At 63.7% G+C, this 20,976-nt stretch carries 21 protein-coding genes; 14 read left to right on the top strand and 7 right to left on the bottom strand.

Going from position 1 to position 20,976, the window contains the following annotated elements; translation table 11 throughout:
- Positions 1 to 2: 2 nt before the first annotated feature.
- A complete protein-coding gene (tsaE, locus tag ACS13N_RS01565) occupies positions 3 to 545 on the bottom strand; it encodes a tRNA (adenosine(37)-N6)-threonylcarbamoyltransferase complex ATPase subunit type 1 TsaE (protein WP_438930041.1) in 543 nt (180 codons plus the stop codon).
- 51 nt (positions 546 to 596) lie between these two features.
- Here tsaE and queG point away from each other — a divergent pair, with 51 nt between their 5' ends.
- The 6 genes from queG to plsY all read left to right on the top strand — a co-directional run bounded on the left by queG (position 597) and on the right by plsY (position 5,383).
- Complete coding sequence (queG, locus tag ACS13N_RS01560) at positions 597 to 1,772, top strand: tRNA epoxyqueuosine(34) reductase QueG (protein WP_438930040.1); 1,176 nt, start codon at positions 597 to 599, stop codon at positions 1,770 to 1,772.
- Between the two features lie 231 nt (positions 1,773 to 2,003).
- A complete protein-coding gene (locus ACS13N_RS01555) occupies positions 2,004 to 2,666 on the top strand; it encodes a chalcone isomerase family protein (RefSeq protein ID WP_438930039.1) in 663 nt (220 codons plus the stop codon).
- A 108-nt stretch (positions 2,667 to 2,774) separates the two neighbouring features.
- Positions 2,775 to 3,251 carry a methylated-DNA--[protein]-cysteine S-methyltransferase gene (locus tag ACS13N_RS01550; protein ID WP_438930038.1) on the top strand — a complete coding sequence of 159 codons (477 nt, stop codon included), beginning with the start codon at positions 2,775 to 2,777 and terminating at the stop codon, positions 3,249 to 3,251.
- Positions 3,248 to 4,183: a site-specific tyrosine recombinase XerD gene (gene xerD, locus ACS13N_RS01545; RefSeq protein WP_438930037.1), complete on the top strand. Its 936-nt coding sequence runs from the start codon at positions 3,248 to 3,250 to the stop codon at positions 4,181 to 4,183. The genes ACS13N_RS01550 and xerD overlap by 4 nt, the downstream gene beginning before the upstream one ends.
- Positions 4,184 to 4,197: 14 nt before the next feature.
- Positions 4,198 to 4,689: a Cys-tRNA(Pro) deacylase gene (gene ybaK, locus ACS13N_RS01540; RefSeq protein WP_438930036.1), complete on the top strand. Its 492-nt coding sequence runs from the start codon at positions 4,198 to 4,200 to the stop codon at positions 4,687 to 4,689.
- Between the two features lie 70 nt (positions 4,690 to 4,759).
- Entirely contained in the window at positions 4,760 to 5,383 is a 624-nt protein-coding gene (gene plsY / locus ACS13N_RS01535) for a glycerol-3-phosphate 1-O-acyltransferase PlsY (protein WP_438930035.1), read from the top strand.
- Here the strand turns inward: plsY and ACS13N_RS01530 are convergent.
- Positions 5,380 to 6,396, bottom strand: coding sequence for a GlxA family transcriptional regulator (locus ACS13N_RS01530; protein ID WP_438930034.1), 1,017 nt, complete (start codon positions 6,394 to 6,396; stop codon positions 5,380 to 5,382). The genes plsY and ACS13N_RS01530 overlap by 4 nt on opposite strands.
- A gap of 157 nt (positions 6,397 to 6,553) precedes the next feature.
- Between ACS13N_RS01530 and ACS13N_RS01525 the strand changes: the two genes are divergently transcribed.
- Both ACS13N_RS01525 and aspA read left to right on the top strand, forming a co-directional pair.
- Positions 6,554 to 8,938, top strand: coding sequence for an acylase (locus ACS13N_RS01525; RefSeq protein ID WP_438930033.1), 2,385 nt, complete (start codon positions 6,554 to 6,556; stop codon positions 8,936 to 8,938).
- A gap of 208 nt (positions 8,939 to 9,146) precedes the next feature.
- Positions 9,147 to 10,553 (top strand): aspartate ammonia-lyase, encoded by a 1,407-nt coding sequence (gene aspA / locus ACS13N_RS01520; RefSeq protein WP_438930032.1) that lies wholly within the window; start codon positions 9,147 to 9,149, stop codon positions 10,551 to 10,553.
- A 467-nt stretch (positions 10,554 to 11,020) separates the two neighbouring features.
- On the opposite strand, the gene ACS13N_RS01515 is transcribed toward aspA, so the two are convergent.
- Complete coding sequence (locus ACS13N_RS01515) at positions 11,021 to 11,506, bottom strand: YajQ family cyclic di-GMP-binding protein (protein ID WP_009241389.1); 486 nt, start codon at positions 11,504 to 11,506, stop codon at positions 11,021 to 11,023.
- Positions 11,507 to 11,610: 104 nt separating this feature from the next.
- Between ACS13N_RS01515 and murB the strand changes: the two genes are divergently transcribed.
- On the top strand, positions 11,611 to 12,648 hold the full coding sequence (murB, locus tag ACS13N_RS01510) for a UDP-N-acetylmuramate dehydrogenase (protein ID WP_438930031.1): 1,038 nt from the start codon (positions 11,611 to 11,613) through the stop codon (positions 12,646 to 12,648).
- Here the strand turns inward: murB and ACS13N_RS01505 are convergent.
- Complete coding sequence (locus ACS13N_RS01505; protein ID WP_438930030.1) at positions 12,645 to 13,694, bottom strand: patatin-like phospholipase family protein; 1,050 nt, start codon at positions 13,692 to 13,694, stop codon at positions 12,645 to 12,647. The genes murB and ACS13N_RS01505 overlap by 4 nt on opposite strands.
- A gap of 105 nt (positions 13,695 to 13,799) precedes the next feature.
- On the opposite strand from ACS13N_RS01505, the gene ACS13N_RS01500 reads away from it, so the two are divergent.
- Positions 13,800 to 14,117, top strand: coding sequence for a pyrimidine/purine nucleoside phosphorylase (locus ACS13N_RS01500; protein WP_252682600.1), 318 nt, complete (start codon positions 13,800 to 13,802; stop codon positions 14,115 to 14,117).
- Between the two features lie 53 nt (positions 14,118 to 14,170).
- Complete coding sequence (gene argG / locus ACS13N_RS01495; protein ID WP_438930029.1) at positions 14,171 to 15,508, top strand: argininosuccinate synthase; 1,338 nt, start codon at positions 14,171 to 14,173, stop codon at positions 15,506 to 15,508.
- A 77-nt stretch (positions 15,509 to 15,585) separates the two neighbouring features.
- Here argG and argF read toward each other — a convergent pair whose 3' ends face one another.
- Positions 15,586 to 16,512, bottom strand: a complete 927-nt coding sequence (gene argF, locus ACS13N_RS01490; RefSeq protein WP_438930028.1) for an ornithine carbamoyltransferase — start codon at positions 16,510 to 16,512, stop codon at positions 15,586 to 15,588.
- Between the two features lie 368 nt (positions 16,513 to 16,880).
- On the opposite strand from argF, the gene ACS13N_RS01485 reads away from it, so the two are divergent.
- The gene (locus ACS13N_RS01485) at positions 16,881 to 17,198 is read left to right on the top strand and encodes a DUF3579 domain-containing protein (RefSeq protein ID WP_199031894.1); all 318 of its coding nucleotides are present in this window, start codon (positions 16,881 to 16,883) and stop codon (positions 17,196 to 17,198) included.
- 138 nt (positions 17,199 to 17,336) lie between these two features.
- Here the strand turns inward: ACS13N_RS01485 and rpsT are convergent, their stop codons facing one another.
- On the bottom strand, positions 17,337 to 17,603 hold the full coding sequence (gene rpsT, locus ACS13N_RS01480) for a 30S ribosomal protein S20 (RefSeq protein ID WP_199031893.1): 267 nt from the start codon (positions 17,601 to 17,603) through the stop codon (positions 17,337 to 17,339).
- A 306-nt stretch (positions 17,604 to 17,909) separates the two neighbouring features.
- Between rpsT and murJ the strand changes: the two genes are divergently transcribed.
- Together murJ and ACS13N_RS01470 are read left to right on the top strand one after the other, a co-directional pair.
- Positions 17,910 to 19,463, top strand: coding sequence for a murein biosynthesis integral membrane protein MurJ (murJ, locus tag ACS13N_RS01475; RefSeq protein WP_438930027.1), 1,554 nt, complete (start codon positions 17,910 to 17,912; stop codon positions 19,461 to 19,463).
- Positions 19,463 to 20,308 (top strand): SirB1 family protein, encoded by an 846-nt coding sequence (locus tag ACS13N_RS01470; protein WP_039600093.1) that lies wholly within the window; start codon positions 19,463 to 19,465, stop codon positions 20,306 to 20,308. Before murJ ends, ACS13N_RS01470 begins: the two co-directional genes overlap by 1 nt.
- 3 nt (positions 20,309 to 20,311) lie before the next feature.
- Here the strand turns inward: ACS13N_RS01470 and ACS13N_RS01465 are convergent, their stop codons facing one another.
- Positions 20,312 to 20,959, bottom strand: a complete 648-nt coding sequence (locus ACS13N_RS01465; RefSeq protein ID WP_438930026.1) for a VTT domain-containing protein — start codon at positions 20,957 to 20,959, stop codon at positions 20,312 to 20,314.
- Positions 20,960 to 20,976 lie beyond the last annotated feature (17 nt).

Here is a 20,976-nt window from a genome sequence, read left to right as displayed (position 1 = left end):
GGCTAGGAAGGCAACGACTGTAGGAGTTGGAGGCCCGTCTGTGTGCGAACACTCAGATGAGCCAGGCGCGGTGCATGTTCAACGCCGTCATCGTAGGTTTCGTGCACAACGTCGACGGCCAAAGCGATATGAAGGTCGGGCGTGCCGAGCAGCGCCTGCGCTTTCTCGGGCCATTCGACCAGGCACAGCGCGGGCTCGGCAAAGCAGTCGCGAAAACCTGCGTCGGTCCATTCTTCCGGATCAGCAAAGCGGTACAGGTCGAAGTGATAGACCTTCTGCGTGCCGGTGGTTCCCGCCACGTCGTATGGCTCGACCAACGTATAGGTGGGGCTGCGCACGCGCCCGGTATGGCCCAGGCCGCGCAGGATGGCCCGCGACAGCGTGGTCTTGCCCGCGCCCAGATCGCCCGAGAGCTGCACCTGCACGGGCCGCGGACCCAGCGCCAGCACGGCCTGGGCGAGCGCCGCCCCAAAGGCCGACGTGGCTGCCTCATCGGCGAGCGGCACGGTGCGCTCGGCAAGCGGTACGTTCAGACCAGTGGGCATGGCAGGCGGATGAAAGCAGGAAGCACAGTAGGCATTGCGTACAATTTAGGCATGTCCGCCACCCCCACGCCAGCGCCCACAGCGGCGCTCGAAACGAACTTCGATGCGCGCCTGCCTGCCAATGCGGCAGATGTTGCTGTGCTTGTCGCGCAGATTCGCGCCTGGGGCGCCGAGCTCGGCTTCGATGCCATCCGCATCGCCAGCGTCGACCTCTCGCACGCTGAAGAAGGGCTCCAGACGTGGCTTGCGCAGGGGTTTCACGGTGACATGGATTATATGGCGAACCATGGATTGCTCCGCGCACGTCCCGCCGAACTTGTTGCCGGAACGGTACGCGCCATCGTCGCGCGCATGCCGTATCTGCCACATGACGCCAATGCGCGTACGGACCAACAAACGGCCGGCAGCGACTGGCGCACCATCGAATGGGACCGCATGCGCCGGCCCGAAGACGCCACCATCTCGCTCTACGCGCGCGGCCGGGACTATCACAAGGTGCTGCGCCAGCGGCTGCAGAAGCTGGCCGAGAAGATTGCCGGCGCGGTCGGGCCTTATGGCTTTCGCGTGTTCACGGATTCGGCGCCGGTGCTGGAAGTGGCGCTGGCCAGCAACGGCGGCCTGGGCTGGCGCGGCAAGCACACGCTGCTGCTCGATCGCGACGCGGGCTCGATGTTCTTCCTCGGCGAGATCCTGATCGACCTGCCGCTGCCCATCGACCCGCCAGTCGAGCCGCATTGCGGCAACTGCACGCGCTGCATCGACGTCTGCCCCACGCAGGCGATTGTCGCTCCGTACACGGTGGACGCACGCCGTTGCATCTCGTACCTGACCATCGAGCACAAAGGCAGCATCCCCGTTGAACTGCGCGAGGCGATGGGCAACCGCGTGTACGGCTGCGACGACTGCCAACTCATCTGCCCGTGGAACAAGTTTGCGGTGCCGGCCAACCTGCCCGATTTCGACGTACGCAATGGATTGGACACCGCCACGCTGGTCGACCTGTTCCAGTGGACAGAGGCGGAATTCAACCAACGCCTCGAAGGCAGCCCGATCCGGCGCATCGGGCATGAGCGCTGGCTGCGCAACATTGCGGTTGCGCTGGGCAATGCGCTGCGCGGGCCGTTGCCGGAGACGTCGCGTGCGCAGTTGCGGGCTACGTTGCACGCGCGAGCCGATCACGCCTCAGAAATCGTGCGTGAGCACGTCGCTTGGGCACTGGCGGCCTGACAGCAATTCAATACCCGGCGCTTTAATTCCCTATTGGAATCAGGGGAAGATATTGTTTTAAAAACCAGACAATACGCGCCTAACACAAATGAAAGACCCCGTGGTTAACGCCAAGTGAAATGAAGCCTTATTCCTGGCGGAACGCAAACGCTTGCGCATCAGGGCAGACACCAATGGTTTTGAAATAGAAATTTGCAAAAATAGAGCCTTACAAAAAACCGCGTGTTTTCGATGTTCTCCGCCTTGCTTTCCCTCCGCCGCGCACTAGGTTTTGCAGTGCGTGCCCGCGCATCCAGCCACTCGCACATCATTCGGCACACATGGCGCCACGGCATCGCAGGTGCTGCGCTGCTGGCCGCATACACGCTACCGGCCTGGGCGACGGTGGACATTGAGGGCGTGCACTTTGACGATGCCGCACGCCTGGCTGGCCGCGAGTTGCCGCTCAACGGTACGGGACTGCGCTCGGTGTTCGTCATCAAGGGTTATGTGGCGGGTCTGTATCTGCCAGAGCGCGCCAAGAACGCGGCGCTGATCCTCGCCATGAAGGGGCCGAAGCGGCTGCAGATCCACCCGCTGCGCGATGTGGGGGCCGACACCTTCATCCGTGCACTGAATGACGGCATCCACCACAACCAGACCGAGATTCAGCTGCAGCGGCTGTCCGATCGCCTGACGCAGCTGGAAGACGCCATGCGTCAGATCGGCTCCACCCGTCGTGGCGACACCATCAACTTCGACTACACACCCGACGCGGGCACCACGGTCAGCATCAACGGCGTAGCACGCGGCAAGCCCATCCCCGGCGAAGATTTCTACCAGGCCGTGCTCAGCATCTTCATCGGCAACAACCCGGTCGACCGGGATCTGAAAAGCGGGCTGCTCGGCAGCTGACGATCCGCTTTCCCAGCCGCAGGCCGCGATGGCATGCATTGCGGCGCGCACCCGGCATTAAGCGACGTGCTAGATTCCCGGGATCGCTTTTCCGCGCTGGACTCCGTCATGCCCTCCCCTTTCGATGCCGTTCTCGAAGCGCCCTTCGGCAAGCTGGGTGTGCGCGTGGCCGACGGCGCTCTGCGTGAACTCTCCTATCTGCCGGAGAGCTCACCCACCGTTGCCTCCAATGACGCGCTGATCACCAAGCTCGCCCGCCAGCTCGACGCGTACTACAGCAACCCCAACGCCGGCTTCGATGTCCCGCTCGCGCCCGCCGGCACGGACTTCCAGCACCGTGTGTGGAATGCCATCCGCGCGATCCCGTGCGGCAGCGTCATCACCTACGGCACCATCGCCAAGCAGATCGGCAGCGTGCCGCGTGCGGTGGGCCAGGCATGCGGCGACAACTGGTTTCCTATCCTCATCCCATGCCACCGCGTGGTGAGCGCGTCGGGCATCGGCGGGTTCTCGCACCACACGGATGGCTACCTGCTGAACATCAAGCACTGGCTGCTGCGCCACGAAGGCGTGATGCTGATATGAGAAAAGCTGCACCGAAAGACACCGAAGCCCCTGCCCTGCCCCCGCAGAGCGCCGACGCCATCCAACGCTTCTGCGACGCGCTGTGGCTGGAAGATGGCCTCGCGCGCAACACGCTGGATGCATACCGGCGCGACCTGACGCTCTATGCGCACTGGCTGGCCGAGCGCGGCAAATCCATCGCCGAAACCGAAGACGGCGACCTGGCCGACTACTTTGCGGCACGTCATGCTGAAAGCCGCGCCTCCACCGCCAACCGGCGTCGCACCGTGTTCAAGCGCTTCTTTGTGTGGGCCATGCGTGAGCACGTGGTCAGCACCGATCCGTCGCGCCTGCTGCCCACGGCCAAGCAGCCGCCGCGCTATCCGAAGACGCTGTCCGAAGCGCAGGTCGAGGCACTCATCAACGCACCCGACGTCGACGTGCCGCTGGGCCTGCGCGACCGCGCGATGATCGAGTTGATGTACGCCAGCGGCCTGCGCGTATCGGAAATCGTCGCGCTGAAGACGGTGGAAGTCGGCCTGAACGAAGGCGTGGTGCGCGTGATCGGCGGCAAGGGTGGCAAGGACCGGCTGGTGCCGTTCGGTGCCGAAGCCGGCGACTGGCTGCGACGCTATCTCCGTGAGGGCCGCACAGCACTGCTGGGCGAGCGCACCACCGATGCGCTGTTCGTCACCACGCGCGGTGAGGGCATGACGCGCCAAGCGTTCTGGCACCTGATCAAGCGTTATGCGTTGCGTGCAGACATTCATGCGCCGCTCTCCCCGCACACGCTGCGCCACGCGTTCGCCACGCACCTGCTCAACCACGGCGCGGATTTGCGCGTGGTGCAGATGCTGCTTGGCCACGCCGATATTTCCACCACGCAGATCTACACCCACGTCGCGCGCGAGCGGCTGCGCACGCTGCATGCGCAGCACCATCCTCGCGGATAGCGTTTCCACTCCCCATGAGCAAGTCCAAACACGTTTCCGAGACGCCTGCCACGCAATTCCTCAAGGCGCACGGCGTCGCCTTTACTGAGCACACCTACGACTACGTCGACAAGGGTGGCACGACCGAATCGTCACGCCAGCTCGGCGTGGATGAACACCACGTCGTCAAAACGCTGGTGATGGAAGACGAGCACGCCAAACCGCTGATTGTGCTGATGCACGGCGATTGCTCGGTCTCCACCAAGAACCTCGCGCGCCAGACTGGCCGCAAGAGCGTGCAGCCGTGCAAGCCCGAAGTGGCGCAGCGACACAGCGGCTACCTGGTCGGCGGCACCTCGCCGTTTGGTGTGCGCAAGGCGATGCCGGTGTACGTGGAAGCCTCCGTGCTGGAACTGGAGCGTATCTACATCAACGGCGGACGGCGCGGCTTTCTGGTGAGCCTGGCACCCGGCGTGCTGACCACGGTGTTGAACGCGCAAGCCGTCAACTGTGCAAACCCCGATTGAAACGAACGGGGCCGCTGGTGCACGCTACGCGCCACGCTACAATCCCGCAGCCCGATTTCACTGAACATCTATGTCTCCAGTCGTCGCAACCGTCTTTTTTGGCGTAGCCGCCTACCTGATCGGCTCGATCTCGTTTGCCGTGGTGGTCAGCCGCGCCATGGGTCTGGCGGACCCGCGCACCTACGGCTCGGGCAACCCGGGCGCCACCAACGTGCTGCGCTCGGGCAACAAGAAGGCCGCGATCCTGACGTTGCTGGGCGACGCCGCCAAGGGCTGGCTGGCGGTGTGGCTGGCCCAATTGCTGGCGCCGCGCTTTGGAGTAGATGAGACCGGCATCGCGCTGGTGGTGATCGCCGTGTTCCTCGGCCACCTGTATCCGGTGTTCCATCGCTTTGCCGGCGGCAAGGGCGTGGCCACCGCAGCGGGCATCCTCCTCGCGCTGAACGTCTGGCTGGGTCTGGCAACGCTGGCCACCTGGATCATCATCGCCGTGTTCTTCCGCTACTCGTCGCTGGCGGCGCTGGTGTCGGCGGTGTTTGCGCCGTTCTTCTACGTGCTGATGTTCGGCTTCGACTGGGTTGCCGGTGCCGTCGCGCTGATGGCGGTGCTGCTGATTGCACGCCACCGCGCCAATATCGCCAAGCTGCTCGCCGGCAAGGAAAGCCGCATCGGCGAGAAGAAGAAAGCCGCCTAGTTCCGCAACTCGGCACGCACGGAATGTGCGCGCCGATGTTCCCCCGGCGGCCGCCCCGTGTGCCGCCGGATCAACCGCCGGAAGGCGGACATGTCCTGATAGCCGCACTGTTCGGCAATCGCCGTCAGGCTCAACGTGCTGACTTCCAGCAAGTGACACGCGCGCTCCACGCGCAGCCGATGTAGCAATTGCAGCGGCGACATCCCCACCGTCTTCGTGAAATGCCGCAGCAGCGTCCGCTCGCTGGTTGAGGCGGCGGCAGCGAGTTTCCCCAGATCGAACGGCTCATGCAGATGCTGCTGCAGGTATCGCCGCGCGCGCAGCACGACACTGTCGCGAATGGCCGGTTTGCTGCGCAGCCAGATGCCGATGGCCTCCCCGCGCGAGGGGTGGTCGAGCACCGTATTGCCCAGCGTGCGGGCGAGCCGCGCATCAGTTAGCCGCCCAACCACGCGGTGCATGAGCGCCACCCCATGCTCCATCGCCCGCGCGGTGATCACGTTGCCGCTGCTGACGATGGCCTGCGCCGGCGCCACCTTCAGGTGCGGAAAATTACCCTGCACCCAACCGGCAATCAGCCACGTCACCGTCAGCCGCTGACCAGGGGCCAATACGTCGGCCAACATCGCCACGCCGGTGAAGGATGACGCCACCAGCCGCCTCGCTTCCAGATAGCGCTGGATGGTGGCGCGCTCCAGCTCCAACAAGGCCAGGCGCTGCTCCATCGTGCCGATGTGGTCAAAGTGCAGCGGCGGGACGATCAGCGCGTCGCCCAATTCAGTTTCGTCTTCCGGCAGTGCATCGCAGCGGCAGGCGAGTGTTTCGGCCGCTGCCTGCCAGCGCCCCGGATCACGCGCAACGAACCGCCAGCCAAACACGGGAGCGATGGCGGCATCAGCCCGCTTACCCGCTTGCATGGAAGCGAGTGCATTGGCGACACCCAGCGTGTCGGCAGCGGTTGCCAGCGTGGAAAAGCCGGCGTCGGGAAAGATCAGCAGGTCGATATTCGGCATGCCGGAGTATAGGCACAAGCTGCGATTTCCGTGGCGGTATTGACCCTAACTCTGGCGGGAATACCTCTTTCAGATCGGACCCGTCCGATTGACGATGCGACGGTGGCTGCGCACAGACGCAGCCGCCCATAACTACCCCAACATCAGGAGTACACGCATGACGCAGGGATTCGCACTGCGCAGCACGCTCGCCGTGGCCACGCTCGCGGCATTGGCTGGCTGCGCAAGCACCGACGGGGGCTGGACTACACCCTCGGACACCGGCCTCTCAGCCGAGATCAGCCGCACCCGCTTCGGCATTCCGCACATCCGCGCCAACGACTACGCCAGCCTTGGCTATGGCATGGCCTACGCCTACGCGCAGGACAACGTCTGCCTGCTGGCCGACCAGGTCGTCACCGTCAACGGCGAGCGCTCGAAGACCTTCGGGCCGGAAGGCACCGTCACCGTATCGTTCAAGCCGATCCCGAACACGCAATCCGATGCGTTCTTCAAGGGCGCCTTCGACGAGGCCGGCCTGCGTGCAGGCTACGCGCAGATGTCGCCGGAAGCGCGTGAACTGCTGCGCGGCTACATCGCCGGCTACAACCGCTATCTGAAGGACACGCCGGCGGCTGACCGCCCCGCTGCGTGCCGCAACGCCGCCTGGGTGCGTCCGCTCACGCTGGCCGACATGATGCTGATGGGCGAAGAAAAAGCCATCCAGGCCAGCGCGGGCGCCATGCTGCAGAGCATCGTTGCCGCGCAGCCGCCGGGCGGTACGCCCGTGTCGACCGTCCCACCGCATGCCGTCGATACCGCCGCGCTCGACCGCGACCTGCAACTGCGCGACATGCCGATCGGCTCGAACGGCTGGGCCTTCGGCAAGGCCGCCACCGACAACGGCCGTGGCGTGCTGCTCGGCAACCCGCACTTTCCGTGGACGACCACCAACCGCTTCTACCAAGTCCACCTGACCGTGCCGGGCAAGCTGGACGTGATGGGCGCATCGATTGCCGCCTTCCCCGTCGTCAGCATCGGCTTCAACAAGGACGTGGCGTGGACGCACACCGTTTCCACTGGCCGCCGCTTCACGGTGTACGAGCTGAAACTGGCCGAAGGCGACCCGACCACCTACCTGATCGACGGCACCCCACACAAGATGACCACGCGCACCGTGGCGTTTGACGTGAAGCTGCCGGACGGCCGCATCGAGCGCCGCACGCACACCTTCTACAACACGGTGTATGGCCCTGTGCTATCGATGCCCGCGGGCGGCATGCCGTGGACCACGCAGAAGGCGTACACGCTGCGCGACGCCAACCGCAACAACACACGCTCGATCGACACGTGGCTGCATATCGCACAGGCCAAGGACGTGGCGGGGATCCGCCAGGCGATCGGCAACCTCGGCATCCCTTGGGTCAACACGATTGCCACCGATCGCAACGGTCGTGCGATGTTTGCCGACGTATCGACCACGCCGGATGTTTCGGCCGAAGCGCTCAAGCGTTGTGCGCCTTCACCGCTGGCCGACAAGCTGTTCCACGGCGTGGGGCTCGTGCTACTCGACGGCTCGCGCAGTGCGTGCGACTGGCAGGTCGACCCGGCATCGCCGGTGCCCGGTCTGGTGGCGCCCGCACGCATGCCGGTGCTGGAACGCGATGACTACGTCGCCAACAGCAACGACAGCTCGTGGTTGAGCAACCCCGCGCAGAAGATGACCGGCTTCTCGCCGGTGATGGGTTCGATCGACGTGCCGCAGCGCCTGCGCACCCGCATCGGCCTGATCGAAATCGAGCGCCGCCTAAACGGCACCGACGGGCTGCCCGGCAACCGCATCAGCCTGCCGAACCTGCAGGCGATGATCTTCCGCGATGCCAACCTCGCCGGCCATCTCGTGCGCGACGATCTGCTGACCGCGTGCAAGGCCACGCCCAACCCCGCCGACCTTGACGCCGAGGTGCGCGACGGCTGCGCCGCCCTTGCGCAATGGAACCTCACCAGCAACGCCGACGCCCGCGCCGCCCACCTGTTCCGCGAGTTCTGGATGCGTGCCAAGGACATCCCGCATGTCTACGCCGTCGACTTCGACCCGGCTGACCCGATCCACACGCCGCGCAGCCTGCGCATGAGCGATGCCACCGTGCGCACCGCCGTGTTCAAGGCGCTCAAGGATGCCGTGGGCGCCGTCCGCACCGCTGGCTTTGCGTTGGATGCACCGCTGGGCACCGTGCAGGTGACACACGCGCCGGGCGGCGACATCGCCCTGCACGGCGGCGAAGAGTACGAAGGCGTGCTCAACAAACTGCAAAGCACACCGATCGGGCCGAAGGGGTTGCAGGTGTATTTCGGCACCAGCTACATCCAGACCGTCACGTTCGACGACCAGGGCCCGGTGGCCGATGCCCTGCTGACCTACGGTGAGTCGAGCGATCCGGCCTCGCCGCATGCGTTTGACCAGATGCGTGAGTTCTCGGCCAAGCGCTGGAACCGGTTGCCGTTCTCGGAAACCGCCATCGCGGCCGATCCGGCGCTGAAGGTGACGAAGCTGTCGCAGTGATGAGGTAAGGGGTCGTCCCCGCGCAACGCGGGGACGCGTCTTTTTGCCGCGCACCGAGAAGATTGCCCCCAGGCTGAACAACTCTTGGCAGTTGTTCACAGAAGGCTCGGCGAATTTCCGGTATCCACCCGATTGGCCCGCGTTGATCGCGGGCCATTTCTTTTGGTGAATTCGGCATACAACAACCCCACTCAGAGACACACCAGCCATGGCCACTCGCATTGAACACGACCTGCTCGGCGACCGCGACATTCCCAACGACACCTACTACGGCGTCCACACGCTGCGCGCGCTGGAGAACTTTCCGATTACCGGCACGCCCATTTCGGTCTATCCGCAACTGATCAATGCGCTGGCCAGCGTGAAGGCCGCCGCCGCGCTCGCCAATCACGAGCTCGGTTTGCTGGACAAAACACGTGCGGACGCCATCGTCGCAGCGTGCAAGCAAGTGCAGGCCGGCGTCGCGCACGAGCACTTTGTCGTCGACGTCATCCAGGGCGGCGCCGGCACCTCCACCAACATGAACGCCAACGAGGTCATCGCCAACCTCGCGCTCGAACAGCTCGGCCATGCACGTGGCGCGTATGAGCACCTGCACCCGAACGAGCACGTGAACATGAGCCAAAGCACCAACGACGTGTACCCGACGGCGCTGCATATCGCCACGCACGATCTCGTGTTGCAGTTGGTGGAAGCCATGAGCGTGTTGCGCGCAGCGTTCGAGCGCAAGGCCAACGAATTCCGCAGCGTGCTGAAGATGGGCCGCACGCAACTGCAAGACGCCGTGCCGATGACGCTGGGCCAGGAGTTCGGCAGCTACGCAGTCGGCCTGGCCGAAGACCAGACGCGGCTGCTGGAAGCGCTGTCGACCATCCGTGAGATCAACCTGGGCGCCACAGCCATCGGCACCGGCATCAACACGCACCCCGATTACGCAGAAGCCGCGCGCAAGCACCTGGCGCAGATCACCGGCATCCCGCTGATCACCGCGCAGGACCTGGTGGCAGCCACCCCGGATGTCGGCGCCTTCATGCACATCTCGGGCGTGCTCAAGCGCATGGCGGCCAAGCTGTCCAAAACGTGCAACGACTTGCGCCTGCTCTCCAGCGGCCCGCGCGCCGGCATGGGCGAGATCAACCTGCCCGCCATGCAGGCCGGCTCCAGCATCATGCCGGGCAAGGTGAATCCGGTGATTCCGGAAGTGGTCAACCAGATCGCCTACGAGGTGATCGGCAACGACGTCACCATCACCTTTGCCGCCGAGGCCGGGCAGCTTCAGCTCAACGCGTTTGAGCCCGTCATCGCGCATAGCCTGTTCAAGAGCCTTGTGCACCTGCGCAATGGCTGCCTGACGCTGGCCGACAAGTGCGTCAACGGCATTACCGCCAACGTCGATCATCTGCGCGACAACGTCGAGCGCTCGATCGGCATCGTTACCGCGCTGAACCCGCACATCGGCTACACCAACGCCACGGCCATCGCGCAGGAAGCGTTGGTGAGCGGCGCCAGCGTGTATCAGCTCGTGCTGGACAAGCGCCTGCTCAGCCAGGAAGCGCTGGACGAGATCCTGCAGCCGGAGATGTTGACGCAGCCGCGCGCGGTCGCGGCGGGCTGATCGTCGCGACCAGACACGGGCGCCTGCCCGCGCACGCGGCATCACCCGCGTGCTCTGCGGCGCTTCCGAGCGCCGCCCCGCCAACCCTCATCACCGCACCTCCGACCTCCGGGCGCACACCTTTGAGGTGCGGGCCCGGACCTCGCCACCTCCGCCGTTGCTGCTTTTTGTTCAACGTCGGACCTCTCCGCCTCCGCGCGCGCACCTTTTGGGTCCGGCGTTGGACCTCCGCACCTCCGGCGTCGGACCTCAAAGGTCCACGCCCGCACCTTTTAGGTGCGACGCCGGACCTCTTCACCTCCACCATCGCGCCTTTGAGGTCCGCCACCGGAGATTGGACGTGCGCGCATCATCAGGCTTCGCTTGCAGCGGTGGCATTTCACCCGACTGCCCTGCCGCAAACAGCAGCATGCGGAAACAAAAAAACGCCCCGAACATTCGGGGCGTTTTGTTGGGAGCGGCTCGGCTCAGTCGCGGAAGTTGTTGAAATCCAGCGGCGTGTCGCTCACGTCCTTGCGCAGCATGGCGATCACGCTTTGCAGGTCGTCACGCTTGGCGCCCGTCACGCGCACCGCGTCGCCCTGGATGCTGGCCTGGACCTTGATCTTGCTGTCCTTGATCGTCTTGACGATCTTCTTGGCCAGGTCGCCCGACACGCCCTTCTTGATCTTGACGACCTGCTTCATCTTGTCGCCGCCGATCTTCTGCTTGTCCTGGTAGTCCAGGAAGCGCACGTCGACGTTGCGCTTGGCGAGCTTGTTCATCAGCACGTCGTTGACTTGGCCGATCTTGAAATCGTCATCGGCAAACAGCGTCAGCTCCTGCTCCTTGTGCTCGACGCGCGAGTCCGACCCCTTGAAGTCGAATCGCGTCGAAATCTCTTTGTTGGCCTGTTCCACGGCGTTCTTCACTTCCACCATGTTGGCTTCGCACACCACGTCAAACGACGGCATCGTGTTCTCCTTGCAGACTTGAATCGGGTTGCTGCGCCCCCTCCAGCGGGGTCGCCGTGCGCCGTGGCTCTTATAATTTCTGCTTATTCAACAGAATTTGCGCCATGGCGTTGCTCGACTCGCATTATCCCCTAGGCCGGCACAATACGTTCCGTTTTGAGGCCACTGCCCGCTATGTCGCACACGTGCGTACGCCGGAGGACATCCCCGCCGCGCTGGCCGACCCGCGCGTACGAGATCAACCCGGCCTGCCCGTGCTGGTGCTGGGCGGCGGCAGCAACGTCGTGCTGACGCGTGATTTTGACGGCCTGGTGTTGCTGATGGAGATTCCAGGCATCACCACTGGCCGGGCAATGATCGATGGCCGCGAAGTCCATACTGTCACCGCCGGCGGCGGCGAATCCTGGCACGGCCTGGTCGCGCATACCGTCGCCCATGGCTTGCCTGGGCTGGAAAACCTCGCGCTGATCCCCGGCACCGTCGGCGCGGCGCCCATCCAGAACATCGGCGCCTACGGCGTCGAGATCAAAGACCGCTTCCACTCCCTGCGCGCCTACGACCGCCACGCCGGCGAGTTCGTCACGCTGGATGCCGCAGACTGCGCCTTCGGTTACCGCGACAGCCTCTTCAAGCGCGCCGGCGCCGAGCGCTACATCATCACCGAGGTGACGTTCGCGCTGCCCGTCGACTGGCAGCCCGACACGCACTACGCAGAACTCGCCCGCGAGCTGGCCGCGCAGAGCATCTCCAATCCGACGGCGCAGAACATCTTCGATGCGGTGGTCACCATCCGCCGCCGCAAGCTGCCTGACCCCGCCGAAATTGGCAACGCAGGCAGCTTCTTCAAGAACCCTATCGTCGATGCCGCCACGCGCGATGCGCTGGTGGAGCGCTTCCCGAATCTGGTCGGCTATGTGCAGCCGGACGGCACGTACAAGCTCGCCGCCGGCTGGCTGATTGACCAGTGCGGTTTCAAGGGCCGTCAGAGTGGCGCGGTAGGCGTATATGAGAAGCAGGCGCTGGTGCTGGTGCACCGGGGCGGCGGCAGCGCCGTCCAATTGATGACGCTGGCCCGCGAGATCCAGGACACCGTCTACGCGCGCTTTGGCGTACGCATCGAGCCGGAACCCGTCGTCCTCTAAATTTCTTCGCCGCGCAGGTATTCCTTCTGGATGTCAACGGTACCTTTCTTGCCGACATCGTCGAAATGCTTGCGCAGCCACGCTTTGCCCTCGTGCCGGCCGCGCTCCTTGAGCATGGTCAGGAAGCTCCAGTCCGTCACCAGCTTGGTCGATGACGACAGGTCGCCCAGCGGTTTGTCGGCGCGGATGGCGTGCAGGTAAATGTATTTCAGGCGATCGCGGAATTCGGGCTTGAGCCAATCCTCCGCAATCAGCTTCTGCACGAAGGCAATAGCACGCATCTCGCGCAGCAGTGACGCATTGAAGGTGATCTCGTTCAACCGCTCCATCACCTCGTGCGGCTGGTCGGGCACCTCCTTGCGCACGATCGGGTTCACGTGCACGAGCAGGATGTCCTGCGTCTTGGTCTCGTAGAAGAACGGGAACAGCACCGGATTGCCCATGTAGCCGCCGTCCCAGTAGTGGTGGCGGTGGATCTCGATGGCCGGGTACAAGTACGGCAGGCAGGCGGAGGCCAGAACGACCTCGGTATCGATCTCCGGCGTGTTGAAGACGCGCACGTTGCCCGTGTTGACGTCGGTCGCCGCCAGGAACAGCTTGGTGTCTGGGCAGGCGCGCAGGCGTTCAAAGTCGACATGGTTGGCGAGCAGGTCGCGCAGCGGGTTGTAGTGGGCGCCCTGGGCGGTGGCACTGATCCAGTTGTCCCAGAGCCGCATCCAGTCGGTCACGGGCCAGCTGTCGGGAAACAGCGGCTTGCCGGAAAACAGCGTCTTGGCGTTTTCGCCCATGGCGGAGAGCGGCGAGCCGGCCGTCGATACCGCCAGCCAGAACGCATGCAGCTTCTCGCGTGCCCGCTCGGGGCCGCCTTCGAGCAAACCATCGAGCACCACCACCGCGTTCATCGAACCGGCACTGGTGCCGCTCAGGCCTTCGAACGACAGTCGCCCGTCTTCAAGCAGCGCATCAAGCACGCCCCAGGTGAACGCCCCGTGCGCGCCGCCGCCCTGCAGCGCGAGGTTGATGTGCTTGCCGTGCGGCTTCTGCATGCTTTTTCCCCCAGATTCAGGCGCCCCTCTGGCGCTGGCCGGATCATGCCCTAAAATGGCGGATTCGACCCTAGACCACCGCTTTTTGCGTTCCGCCTTTACTCCATGACCACCGAAACCTTTGACGGCGTCCGCCTGACCACCAAGGCCAATGTGTACTTTGACGGAAAGTGCGTCAGCCACAGCTTTACCCTGCCCGACGGCACCAAGAAGTCCGTGGGCGTGGTGCTGCCGGCCACGCTGACCTTCGGCACGGCCGCCGCCGAGATCATGGAATGCGTGGGCGGCTCCTGCGAATACAAGCTCGACGGCACCGACGAATGGAAGACCTCCGGCGCTGGCGAAAGCTTCCACGTTCCCGCGAACTCCAAGTTCGACATTCGCGTGACCGAGGCGTACCACTACATCTGCCACTACGCGTAAGCCCTGAAGGGCTAGCATCCAGCGGCACGAGCGATCATTTGAAGAGAAAGACTATGGAAACCATCCTGCAACACGTTCCCGTCGGCCAGAAGGTCGGCATTGCCTTCTCCGGCGGTCTGGACACCAGCGCGGCCCTGCGTTGGATGAAGAACAAGGGCGCGCTGCCCTATGCCTACACCGCCAATCTCGGCCAGCCCGACGAGGAAGACTACGATGCCATCCCGCGCAAGGCGATGGAGTACGGTGCAGAAAAGGCCCGCCTGATCGACTGCCGCCCGCAGCTGGCCAATGAAGGCATCGCCGCCATCCAGGCCGGCGCCTTCCACATCAGCACAGGCGGCATCACCTACTTCAACACCACGCCGCTGGGCCGCGCCGTGACCGGCACCATGCTGGTCGCCGCCATGAAGGAAGACGACGTCAACATCTGGGGCGACGGCTCGACCTTCAAGGGCAACGACATTGAGCGCTTCTACCGCTACGGCCTGCTGACCAACCCGGCGCTGAAGATCTACAAGCCCTGGCTGGACCAGACCTTCATCGACGAACTCGGCGGCCGCGCAGAAATGTCCGCCTTCATGACGAAGGAAGGCTTCGGCTACAAGATGAGCGCCGAAAAGGCCTACTCGACCGACAGCAACATGCTGGGCGCCACACACGAGGCCAAGGACCTGGAGCACCTGAACAGCGGCATCCGCATCGTCAACCCGATCATGGGCGTGGCGTTCTGGAAGCCGGAAGTCGAGGTCAAGGCCGAAGAAGTGTCGATTACGTTCGACGAAGGCCGCCCGGTCGCCGTCAATGGCAAGGAAATTGCCGACCCGGTGGAAATGTTCCTGGAGCTCAACCGCATCGGCGGGCGCCACGGCCTGGGCATGAGCGATCAGATCGAAAACCGCATCATCGAAGCCAAGAGCCGCGGCATCTACGAAGCCCCGGGCATGGCGCTACTGCACATCGCCTACGAGCGCCTGGTCACCGGCATCCACAACGAAGACACCATCGAGCAGTACCGCATCAACGGCCTGCGCCTGGGCCGTCTGCTGTACCAGGGCCGCTGGTTCGACCCGCAAGCCATCATGCTGCGTGAAACCGCCCAGCGCTGGGTGGCCCGCGCCGTCACCGGCACCGTCACGCTGGAACTGCGCCGCGGCAACGACTACTCGATCCTGAACACCGAGTCGCCTAACTTGACCTACGCACCCGAGCGTCTGTCGATGGAAAAGGTGGAAGACGCGCCGTTCAGCCCGGCCGACCGTATCGGTCAACTGACCATGCGCAACCTGGACCTGATGGACACGCGCGACAAGCTGTCGATCTACTCGAAGGCGGGTCTGCTGTCGCTGGGTACCAGCAACGCACTGCCCCAGCTCGACGGCGGCAAGAAGTAACCGCTAGTCGCTGCAATGAAAAAGGCCGCTCCGATTCACGTCGGAGCGGCCTTTTTCTATGGCTTCAGCGTCTGTGTTCAGTACCGGCCGCAGAGCAGGTATTCCATCAGCGCCTTCTGCACGTGCAGGCGGTTTTCCGCTTCGTCCCACACGACGCTCTGCTTGCCGTCGATGACGGCCGCTTCGACTTCCTCACCGCGATGCGCCGGCAGGCAGTGCATGAACAGCGCATCGGGTTGCGCGCGCTGCATCATCGCCTCGGTGACCATCCAGTCGCCGAATGCCTTCTTGCGCGCTTCGTTCTCGGCTTCGTAGCCCATGCTGGTCCACACGTCGGTGGTCACCAGATGGGCGCCGTCGCAGGCCTCAAGCGGGCTTTCGAACACGTGTACGAACGGCAGACTGGAATTCGACACCATCGCCGGATCGAGCTGGTAGCCCTTCGGCGCGGAAAAATGGAAGCGGAAGCAGAGGATCTCAGCTGCCTGAATCCACGTGTAGGCCATGTTGTTGGCATCGCCCACCCAGGTGATGGTCTTGCCCTTGATCGGGCCACGCTGCTCGATGAAGGTGAAGATATCGGCCAGCACCTGGCACGGGTGGTATTCGTTGGTCAGCCCGTTGATGACCGGCACGCGCGAATGCGCGGCAAAACGCTCGATGATCTCCTGCCCGAAGGTGCGGATCATGATGATGTCGGTCATGCGGGAGATGACCTGCGCCGCGTCTTCAATCGGCTCACCGCGCCCCAGCTGGGAATCGCGCGTGTTCAGGAAGACCGCGTGGCCGCCGAGCTGGTGAATGCCGGCTTCGAACGACAGGCGCGTTCGCGTGGAATTCTTCTCGAAGATCATGGCCAGCGTGCGGTCGTGCAGCGGGTGCCACGTCTCGTAGTTCTTGAACTTGGCCTTGAGGATCTTGGAACGGTCCAGCAGGTACTCGTACTCTTCCAGCGAAAAGTCCTTGAACTGCAGGTAGTGCTTGATCGAGCTTGGTGGGTTCATAAAACAACGAAGGCGGCCCGCAGATGACGCACCGGAAGATCCCGTGGCACGTCGCCCTAGCCGCCTTGTCTGTTGAAGATTCAGCCCATCATACGGGATCGCCGTCAGTTTGGCGAGTTCGGGCCGGGCGGCCCGCGCTACCATAAAGGCACCGGTGAAAGGCCGATGAAAGTCTTATATAAGATATAATACTGGCTGCCTCGGATGCCTCGATCGTCCGCAAACCGGCACGACAAGCCGGTTCGTCTGGTTCATGAATCGGCAACCGAGCAAGCGCATCATCCGCACCACAAGTGCACCCCGTTCGAACGTTGCGGCACCCGCGCGATCGAAGCCGTTTGCAAATCTCCACAAGCCCCACGCAGTCCATGGCAGCCTACCCTCGCCAATTCTTTATCCAGGGCGTCACCCGTGACGGAAAAACCTTCCGCCCGAGCGACTGGGCCGATCGGCTGTGCGGCGTGATGGCGCAGTTCCGCCCCGCCGGTGACACTGGGGACCCTCGCCTGACCTACTCCCCTTATGTGCGCCCCGTCATGTCGGGCGGCATCAAGAGCGTCTTTGTCGACGAGCGCCTGCGCGAGATCGAGCCCAAGGCGCTCGACTTTGTGCTGAACTTCGCGCACGACAATAATCTGCAATTGGTCGAAGCCTGCATCCTGCCCGACGAGGGCACGCCGGCATAACGCACAACCGGCACCACCACGTGCCGAGCGCTCCTTCTGCGCGCCAAAGCAAAAAGCCTGTCCGAAGACAGGCTTTTTTATCGCCGGTGCGTGACAACTGCTGTCACACCATGCCGGCTAAGCCGGCATCACCCGAACTTAGGCAGCCATTGCCTTGATGGCAGCGGACAGACGCGACTTGGCACGTGCAGCCTTGTTCTTGTGGACGATCTTCTTGTCAGCGATGCTGTCGATCGTGCTTTGAGCGGTCTTGAATGCAGCTGCAGCTGCAGCCTTGTCGCCACCAGCCACGGCCTTGCGGACGGTCTTGATAGCGGTGCGCAGACGCGAGCGCAGTGCCGAGTTGTGAGCGTTTTGAACGACGGCTTGGCGTGCGCGCTTGCGTGCTTGTGCGGTGTTTGCCATGGAAAATTCCCTGAAGAAACGATAGCAAGCGCCCCGGGAGACACGGAAGGCCGAAGCGCGCAAATTGGTGAAAGACGGCAATTATACGCAGACTTCCCCATCCAATGCAAACCGTGTTGTGAAATCGCCCGAATGACAGCAGATTGCGGCTTTTGCGGCACTTTTGAGCGCATGGCGAGGCGGTCCCTATAATACGGCCGCAATTGCGCCGTTCCGTCACGCTAGGTGCGAACCCCGCATGGCGCAGCCGGTCAGACCGCCATCGCCGTGTTTGCCTCCCGGACGGCGCCCAACCACGCATTCATCTTGAATCTCCTTAAAACCCTCGCCACGATCAGCGGCTTGACGATGCTCTCGCGCATCACCGGGCTCATCCGCGAAACGCTGATCGCCCGCGCCTTTGGTGCCTCGGTCTACACCGACGCCTTCAACGTCGCCTTCCGCATCCCCAACCTGCTGCGCCGGCTCTCTGCCGAAGGCGCGTTCTCGCAGGCGTTCGTGCCGATCCTGGGCGAATTCAAGAATCGCCAAGGCGAAGCCGAGACGCGCGCGCTGGTCGACTCGGTGGCGACAGTGATGACGTGGTTCCTGGTCATCATCTCAGCGCTGGGCGTGATCGGCGCGCCGTTGATCGTCACGGCCGTTGCGACCGGCTTCAAGGAGCACGAGAGCCAAGCCTACATCTCGGCGATCTTCATGACGCGGGTGATGTTTCCGTACATCGGGTTGGTGTCGCTGGTGGCGCTGGCTTCGGGCATTCTGAATACGTGGCGGCAGTTTGCGGTGCCCGCGTTCACGCCGGTACTGCTGAACGTGTCGTTCATCGTGGCAGCGGTGTTTGTGGCGCCGTTTCTTGAGACGCCCATCTATGCGCAGGCCTATGCGGTGATGGTGGGCGGCATCCTGCAGCTCGCCATCCAGATTCCGTCATTGCGCAAGGTGGGCATGCTGCCGCGGGTGTCGTTCAACGTGCGGGCGGCGTGGCATCACCCCGGCGTGCGGCGCGTGCTCAAGCAGATGCTGCCGGCCACGCTGTCGGTGTCGGTCGCGCAAATCAGCCTGATCATCAATACGAATATTGCTTCGCGCCTGCCGACAGGCAGCGTGTCGTGGCTGAACTATGCGGACCGGCTGATGGAATTTCCGACCGCACTGCTGGGCGTGGCGCTCGGGACGATCCTGCTGCCAAGCCTGTCGAAGGCGAGCGCGGACAACAACCGCGAAGAGTATTCATCGCTGCTCGACTGGGGCCTGCGGCTGACGGTGCTGCTGGCGGTGCCATCAGCGGTGGGGCTGTTCGTGTTTGGCGCGCCGCTCACGGCCACGCTGTTCCACTATGGCAAGTTCACCGGCATGGACGTCGAGATGACCCGCCAGGCGCTGGTGTCGTATGGCGTGGGGCTGATCGGGCTGATTGTCATCAAGATTCTGGCGCCGGGTTTCTATGCACGACAGGACATCCGCACGCCGGTGAAGATCGCGCTGGTGGTACTGGTCGCAACGCAGCTCTCCAACTACGTCTTCGTGCCGATCTTCGGGCATGCCGGGCTGGCGCTGTCGATCAGCTTTGGCGCGACGATCAACGCGGCGCTGCTGTTCTTCGGCCTGCGCCGCCGTGGCTATTACCACCCGCTGCCGGGCTGGGGGCTGTTCCTGGCGCAGGTGATGTCGGCCGTGTTGCTGCTGGCTGGCGTACTGCTGTGGCTTGCGCACAATTTCGATTGGGTAGGGCTGGGCGCCAAGCCGCTCGTGCGCATCGCGCTGCTAGGGGCAAGCTTGGTCCTGTGCGCGGTGGTCTATTTCGGTACACTGTGGCTGACTGGGTTGAAGTTCTCCACGTTCCGAAAAAAGGCCATCTGATGACCACTAAAGTCCTCGATTATTTTTCGGCCCTGGTCGCGGACGACGACAGCATTCCCCTCACCGAAACCGCCCTGTCCATCGCACAGGACGCGTATCCGGACCTGGACCTGCAAAGCGAGCTGGCCGCCATCGACGTGCTGGTCGCGCGGATCAAGAACCGCGTGGCCGATGGCACGCCGGCCATCCAGCGGCTGCGCCTGCTCAATCAGTTCTTCTATCGCGAGTTGGGCTTCGGGCCCAATGCAAACGATTACTACGACCCCGAGAACTCCTATCTGAACGCCGTGCTGCAAAGCCGGCGCGGCATCCCGATCTCATTGGCGGTACTGCTCATGGAGATCGGCCAGCAGATCGGCCTGCCGCTCAAGGGCGTGTCCTTTCCGAACCACTTTCTGGTACGCATGAGCATTCCCGCGGGCGAGGTCGTGCTCGATCCCCTGACGGGGCAGACGCTGTCGAAGGAAGAACTGCAGGATATGCTCGACCCGTACTTGGAGAAGGAAGGCATCGAAGACCCGAATACGGTGCCGCTGGGGGTGTTCCTGCAAGTGGCGACGCATCGGGAGATCATCGCGCGCCTGCTACGCAACCTGAAGGCGATCTACTTGCAGGAGTCGCGCTGGCAGCGGCTGCTGGCGGTGCAGCAGCGGCTGGTGATTCTGCTGCCCGATTCCATCGAGGAAGTGCGCGACCGGGGACTGGCCTACGCCAACCTGGAATGCTTCCGGCCCGCACTGGAAGACCTGGAAGCCTACGTGGACGCCCGGCCCGACGCGGCCGATACGGCCAAGCTCAAGGAGCGCATGCCAACGCTGCGCGCCATGAGCAAGAATCTCAATTAGGCGTTACTTCTGCGGGACAGCACCGCGACGGCGCTTGAGCAGCTTCCACAGCCCGCCTAGCGCCAACGGCACAATCGCCGCGCCCAGGCCAATCAGCACGATGGTGTTCAGGTGCTCGCGGATGATGGGCACGTTGCCGAACAGGTCACCCGCCAGCACCAGCAGACCGACCCACAGCACGGCGCCGATCATGTTGAAGAGCTGGAACTTGGCAAACGTCATCTTCGACACGCCGGCCACGAACGGCGCGAACGTGCGCACCACCGGAATGAAGCGCGCCATCACCAGCGTCTTGCCACCGTGGCGCTCGTAGAAGCCGTGCGTTTTCATCAGCGCTTGGTGATCGAGGAAGCGGATGTGACCGTCGAATACCCTGGGGCCGATCCACGAGCCAACGAAGTAGTTGACGGTATTGCCCGTGGTGGCGGCAGTCACCAGCAGCACGATCAGCAGCCAGGTATCCATCTGACCGGTCGCGCACATGGCGCCGGCAATGAAGAGCAGCGTGTCGCCAGGCAGGAACGGCAGCACCACCAGGCCAGTTTCGGCAAACACAATGGCGAACAGTAGTACGTACACCCACGCGCCGTACTGCTGAATCAACAGGCCCAACGATTTGTCGACATGCAGCACGATGTCGACCAATTGCATCACGATATCCAAACCAT

This window comes from Ralstonia sp. 24A2 (assembly GCF_051783885.1).
Taxonomy (GTDB): domain Bacteria; phylum Pseudomonadota; class Gammaproteobacteria; order Burkholderiales; family Burkholderiaceae; genus Ralstonia.
The sequence above is the reverse complement of the archived record's forward strand: the minus strand, read 5'-3'. Positions and strand labels throughout refer to the sequence as shown.

Coding starts and splice junctions, on each gene's coding strand:
- tsaE (WP_438930041.1), bottom strand. CDS start 545: ATGCCCACTGGTCTGAACGTACCGCTTGCCGAGCGCACCGTGCCGCTC.
- queG (WP_438930040.1), top strand. CDS start 597: ATGTCCGCCACCCCCACGCCAGCGCCCACAGCGGCGCTCGAAACGAAC.
- ACS13N_RS01555 (WP_438930039.1), top strand. CDS start 2,004: ATGTTCTCCGCCTTGCTTTCCCTCCGCCGCGCACTAGGTTTTGCAGTG.
- ACS13N_RS01550 (WP_438930038.1), top strand. CDS start 2,775: ATGCCCTCCCCTTTCGATGCCGTTCTCGAAGCGCCCTTCGGCAAGCTG.
- xerD (WP_438930037.1), top strand. CDS start 3,248: ATGAGAAAAGCTGCACCGAAAGACACCGAAGCCCCTGCCCTGCCCCCG.
- ybaK (WP_438930036.1), top strand. CDS start 4,198: ATGAGCAAGTCCAAACACGTTTCCGAGACGCCTGCCACGCAATTCCTC.
- plsY (WP_438930035.1), top strand. CDS start 4,760: ATGTCTCCAGTCGTCGCAACCGTCTTTTTTGGCGTAGCCGCCTACCTG.
- ACS13N_RS01530 (WP_438930034.1), bottom strand. CDS start 6,396: ATGCCGAATATCGACCTGCTGATCTTTCCCGACGCCGGCTTTTCCACG.
- ACS13N_RS01525 (WP_438930033.1), top strand. CDS start 6,554: ATGACGCAGGGATTCGCACTGCGCAGCACGCTCGCCGTGGCCACGCTC.
- aspA (WP_438930032.1), top strand. CDS start 9,147: ATGGCCACTCGCATTGAACACGACCTGCTCGGCGACCGCGACATTCCC.
- ACS13N_RS01515 (WP_009241389.1), bottom strand. CDS start 11,506: ATGCCGTCGTTTGACGTGGTGTGCGAAGCCAACATGGTGGAAGTGAAG.
- murB (WP_438930031.1), top strand. CDS start 11,611: ATGGCGTTGCTCGACTCGCATTATCCCCTAGGCCGGCACAATACGTTC.
- ACS13N_RS01505 (WP_438930030.1), bottom strand. CDS start 13,694: ATGCAGAAGCCGCACGGCAAGCACATCAACCTCGCGCTGCAGGGCGGC.
- ACS13N_RS01500 (WP_252682600.1), top strand. CDS start 13,800: ATGACCACCGAAACCTTTGACGGCGTCCGCCTGACCACCAAGGCCAAT.
- argG (WP_438930029.1), top strand. CDS start 14,171: ATGGAAACCATCCTGCAACACGTTCCCGTCGGCCAGAAGGTCGGCATT.
- argF (WP_438930028.1), bottom strand. CDS start 16,512: ATGAACCCACCAAGCTCGATCAAGCACTACCTGCAGTTCAAGGACTTT.
- ACS13N_RS01485 (WP_199031894.1), top strand. CDS start 16,881: ATGGCAGCCTACCCTCGCCAATTCTTTATCCAGGGCGTCACCCGTGAC.
- rpsT (WP_199031893.1), bottom strand. CDS start 17,603: ATGGCAAACACCGCACAAGCACGCAAGCGCGCACGCCAAGCCGTCGTT.
- ACS13N_RS01470 (WP_039600093.1), top strand. CDS start 19,463: ATGACCACTAAAGTCCTCGATTATTTTTCGGCCCTGGTCGCGGACGAC.
- ACS13N_RS01465 (WP_438930026.1), bottom strand. CDS start 20,959: ATGCAATTGGTCGACATCGTGCTGCATGTCGACAAATCGTTGGGCCTG.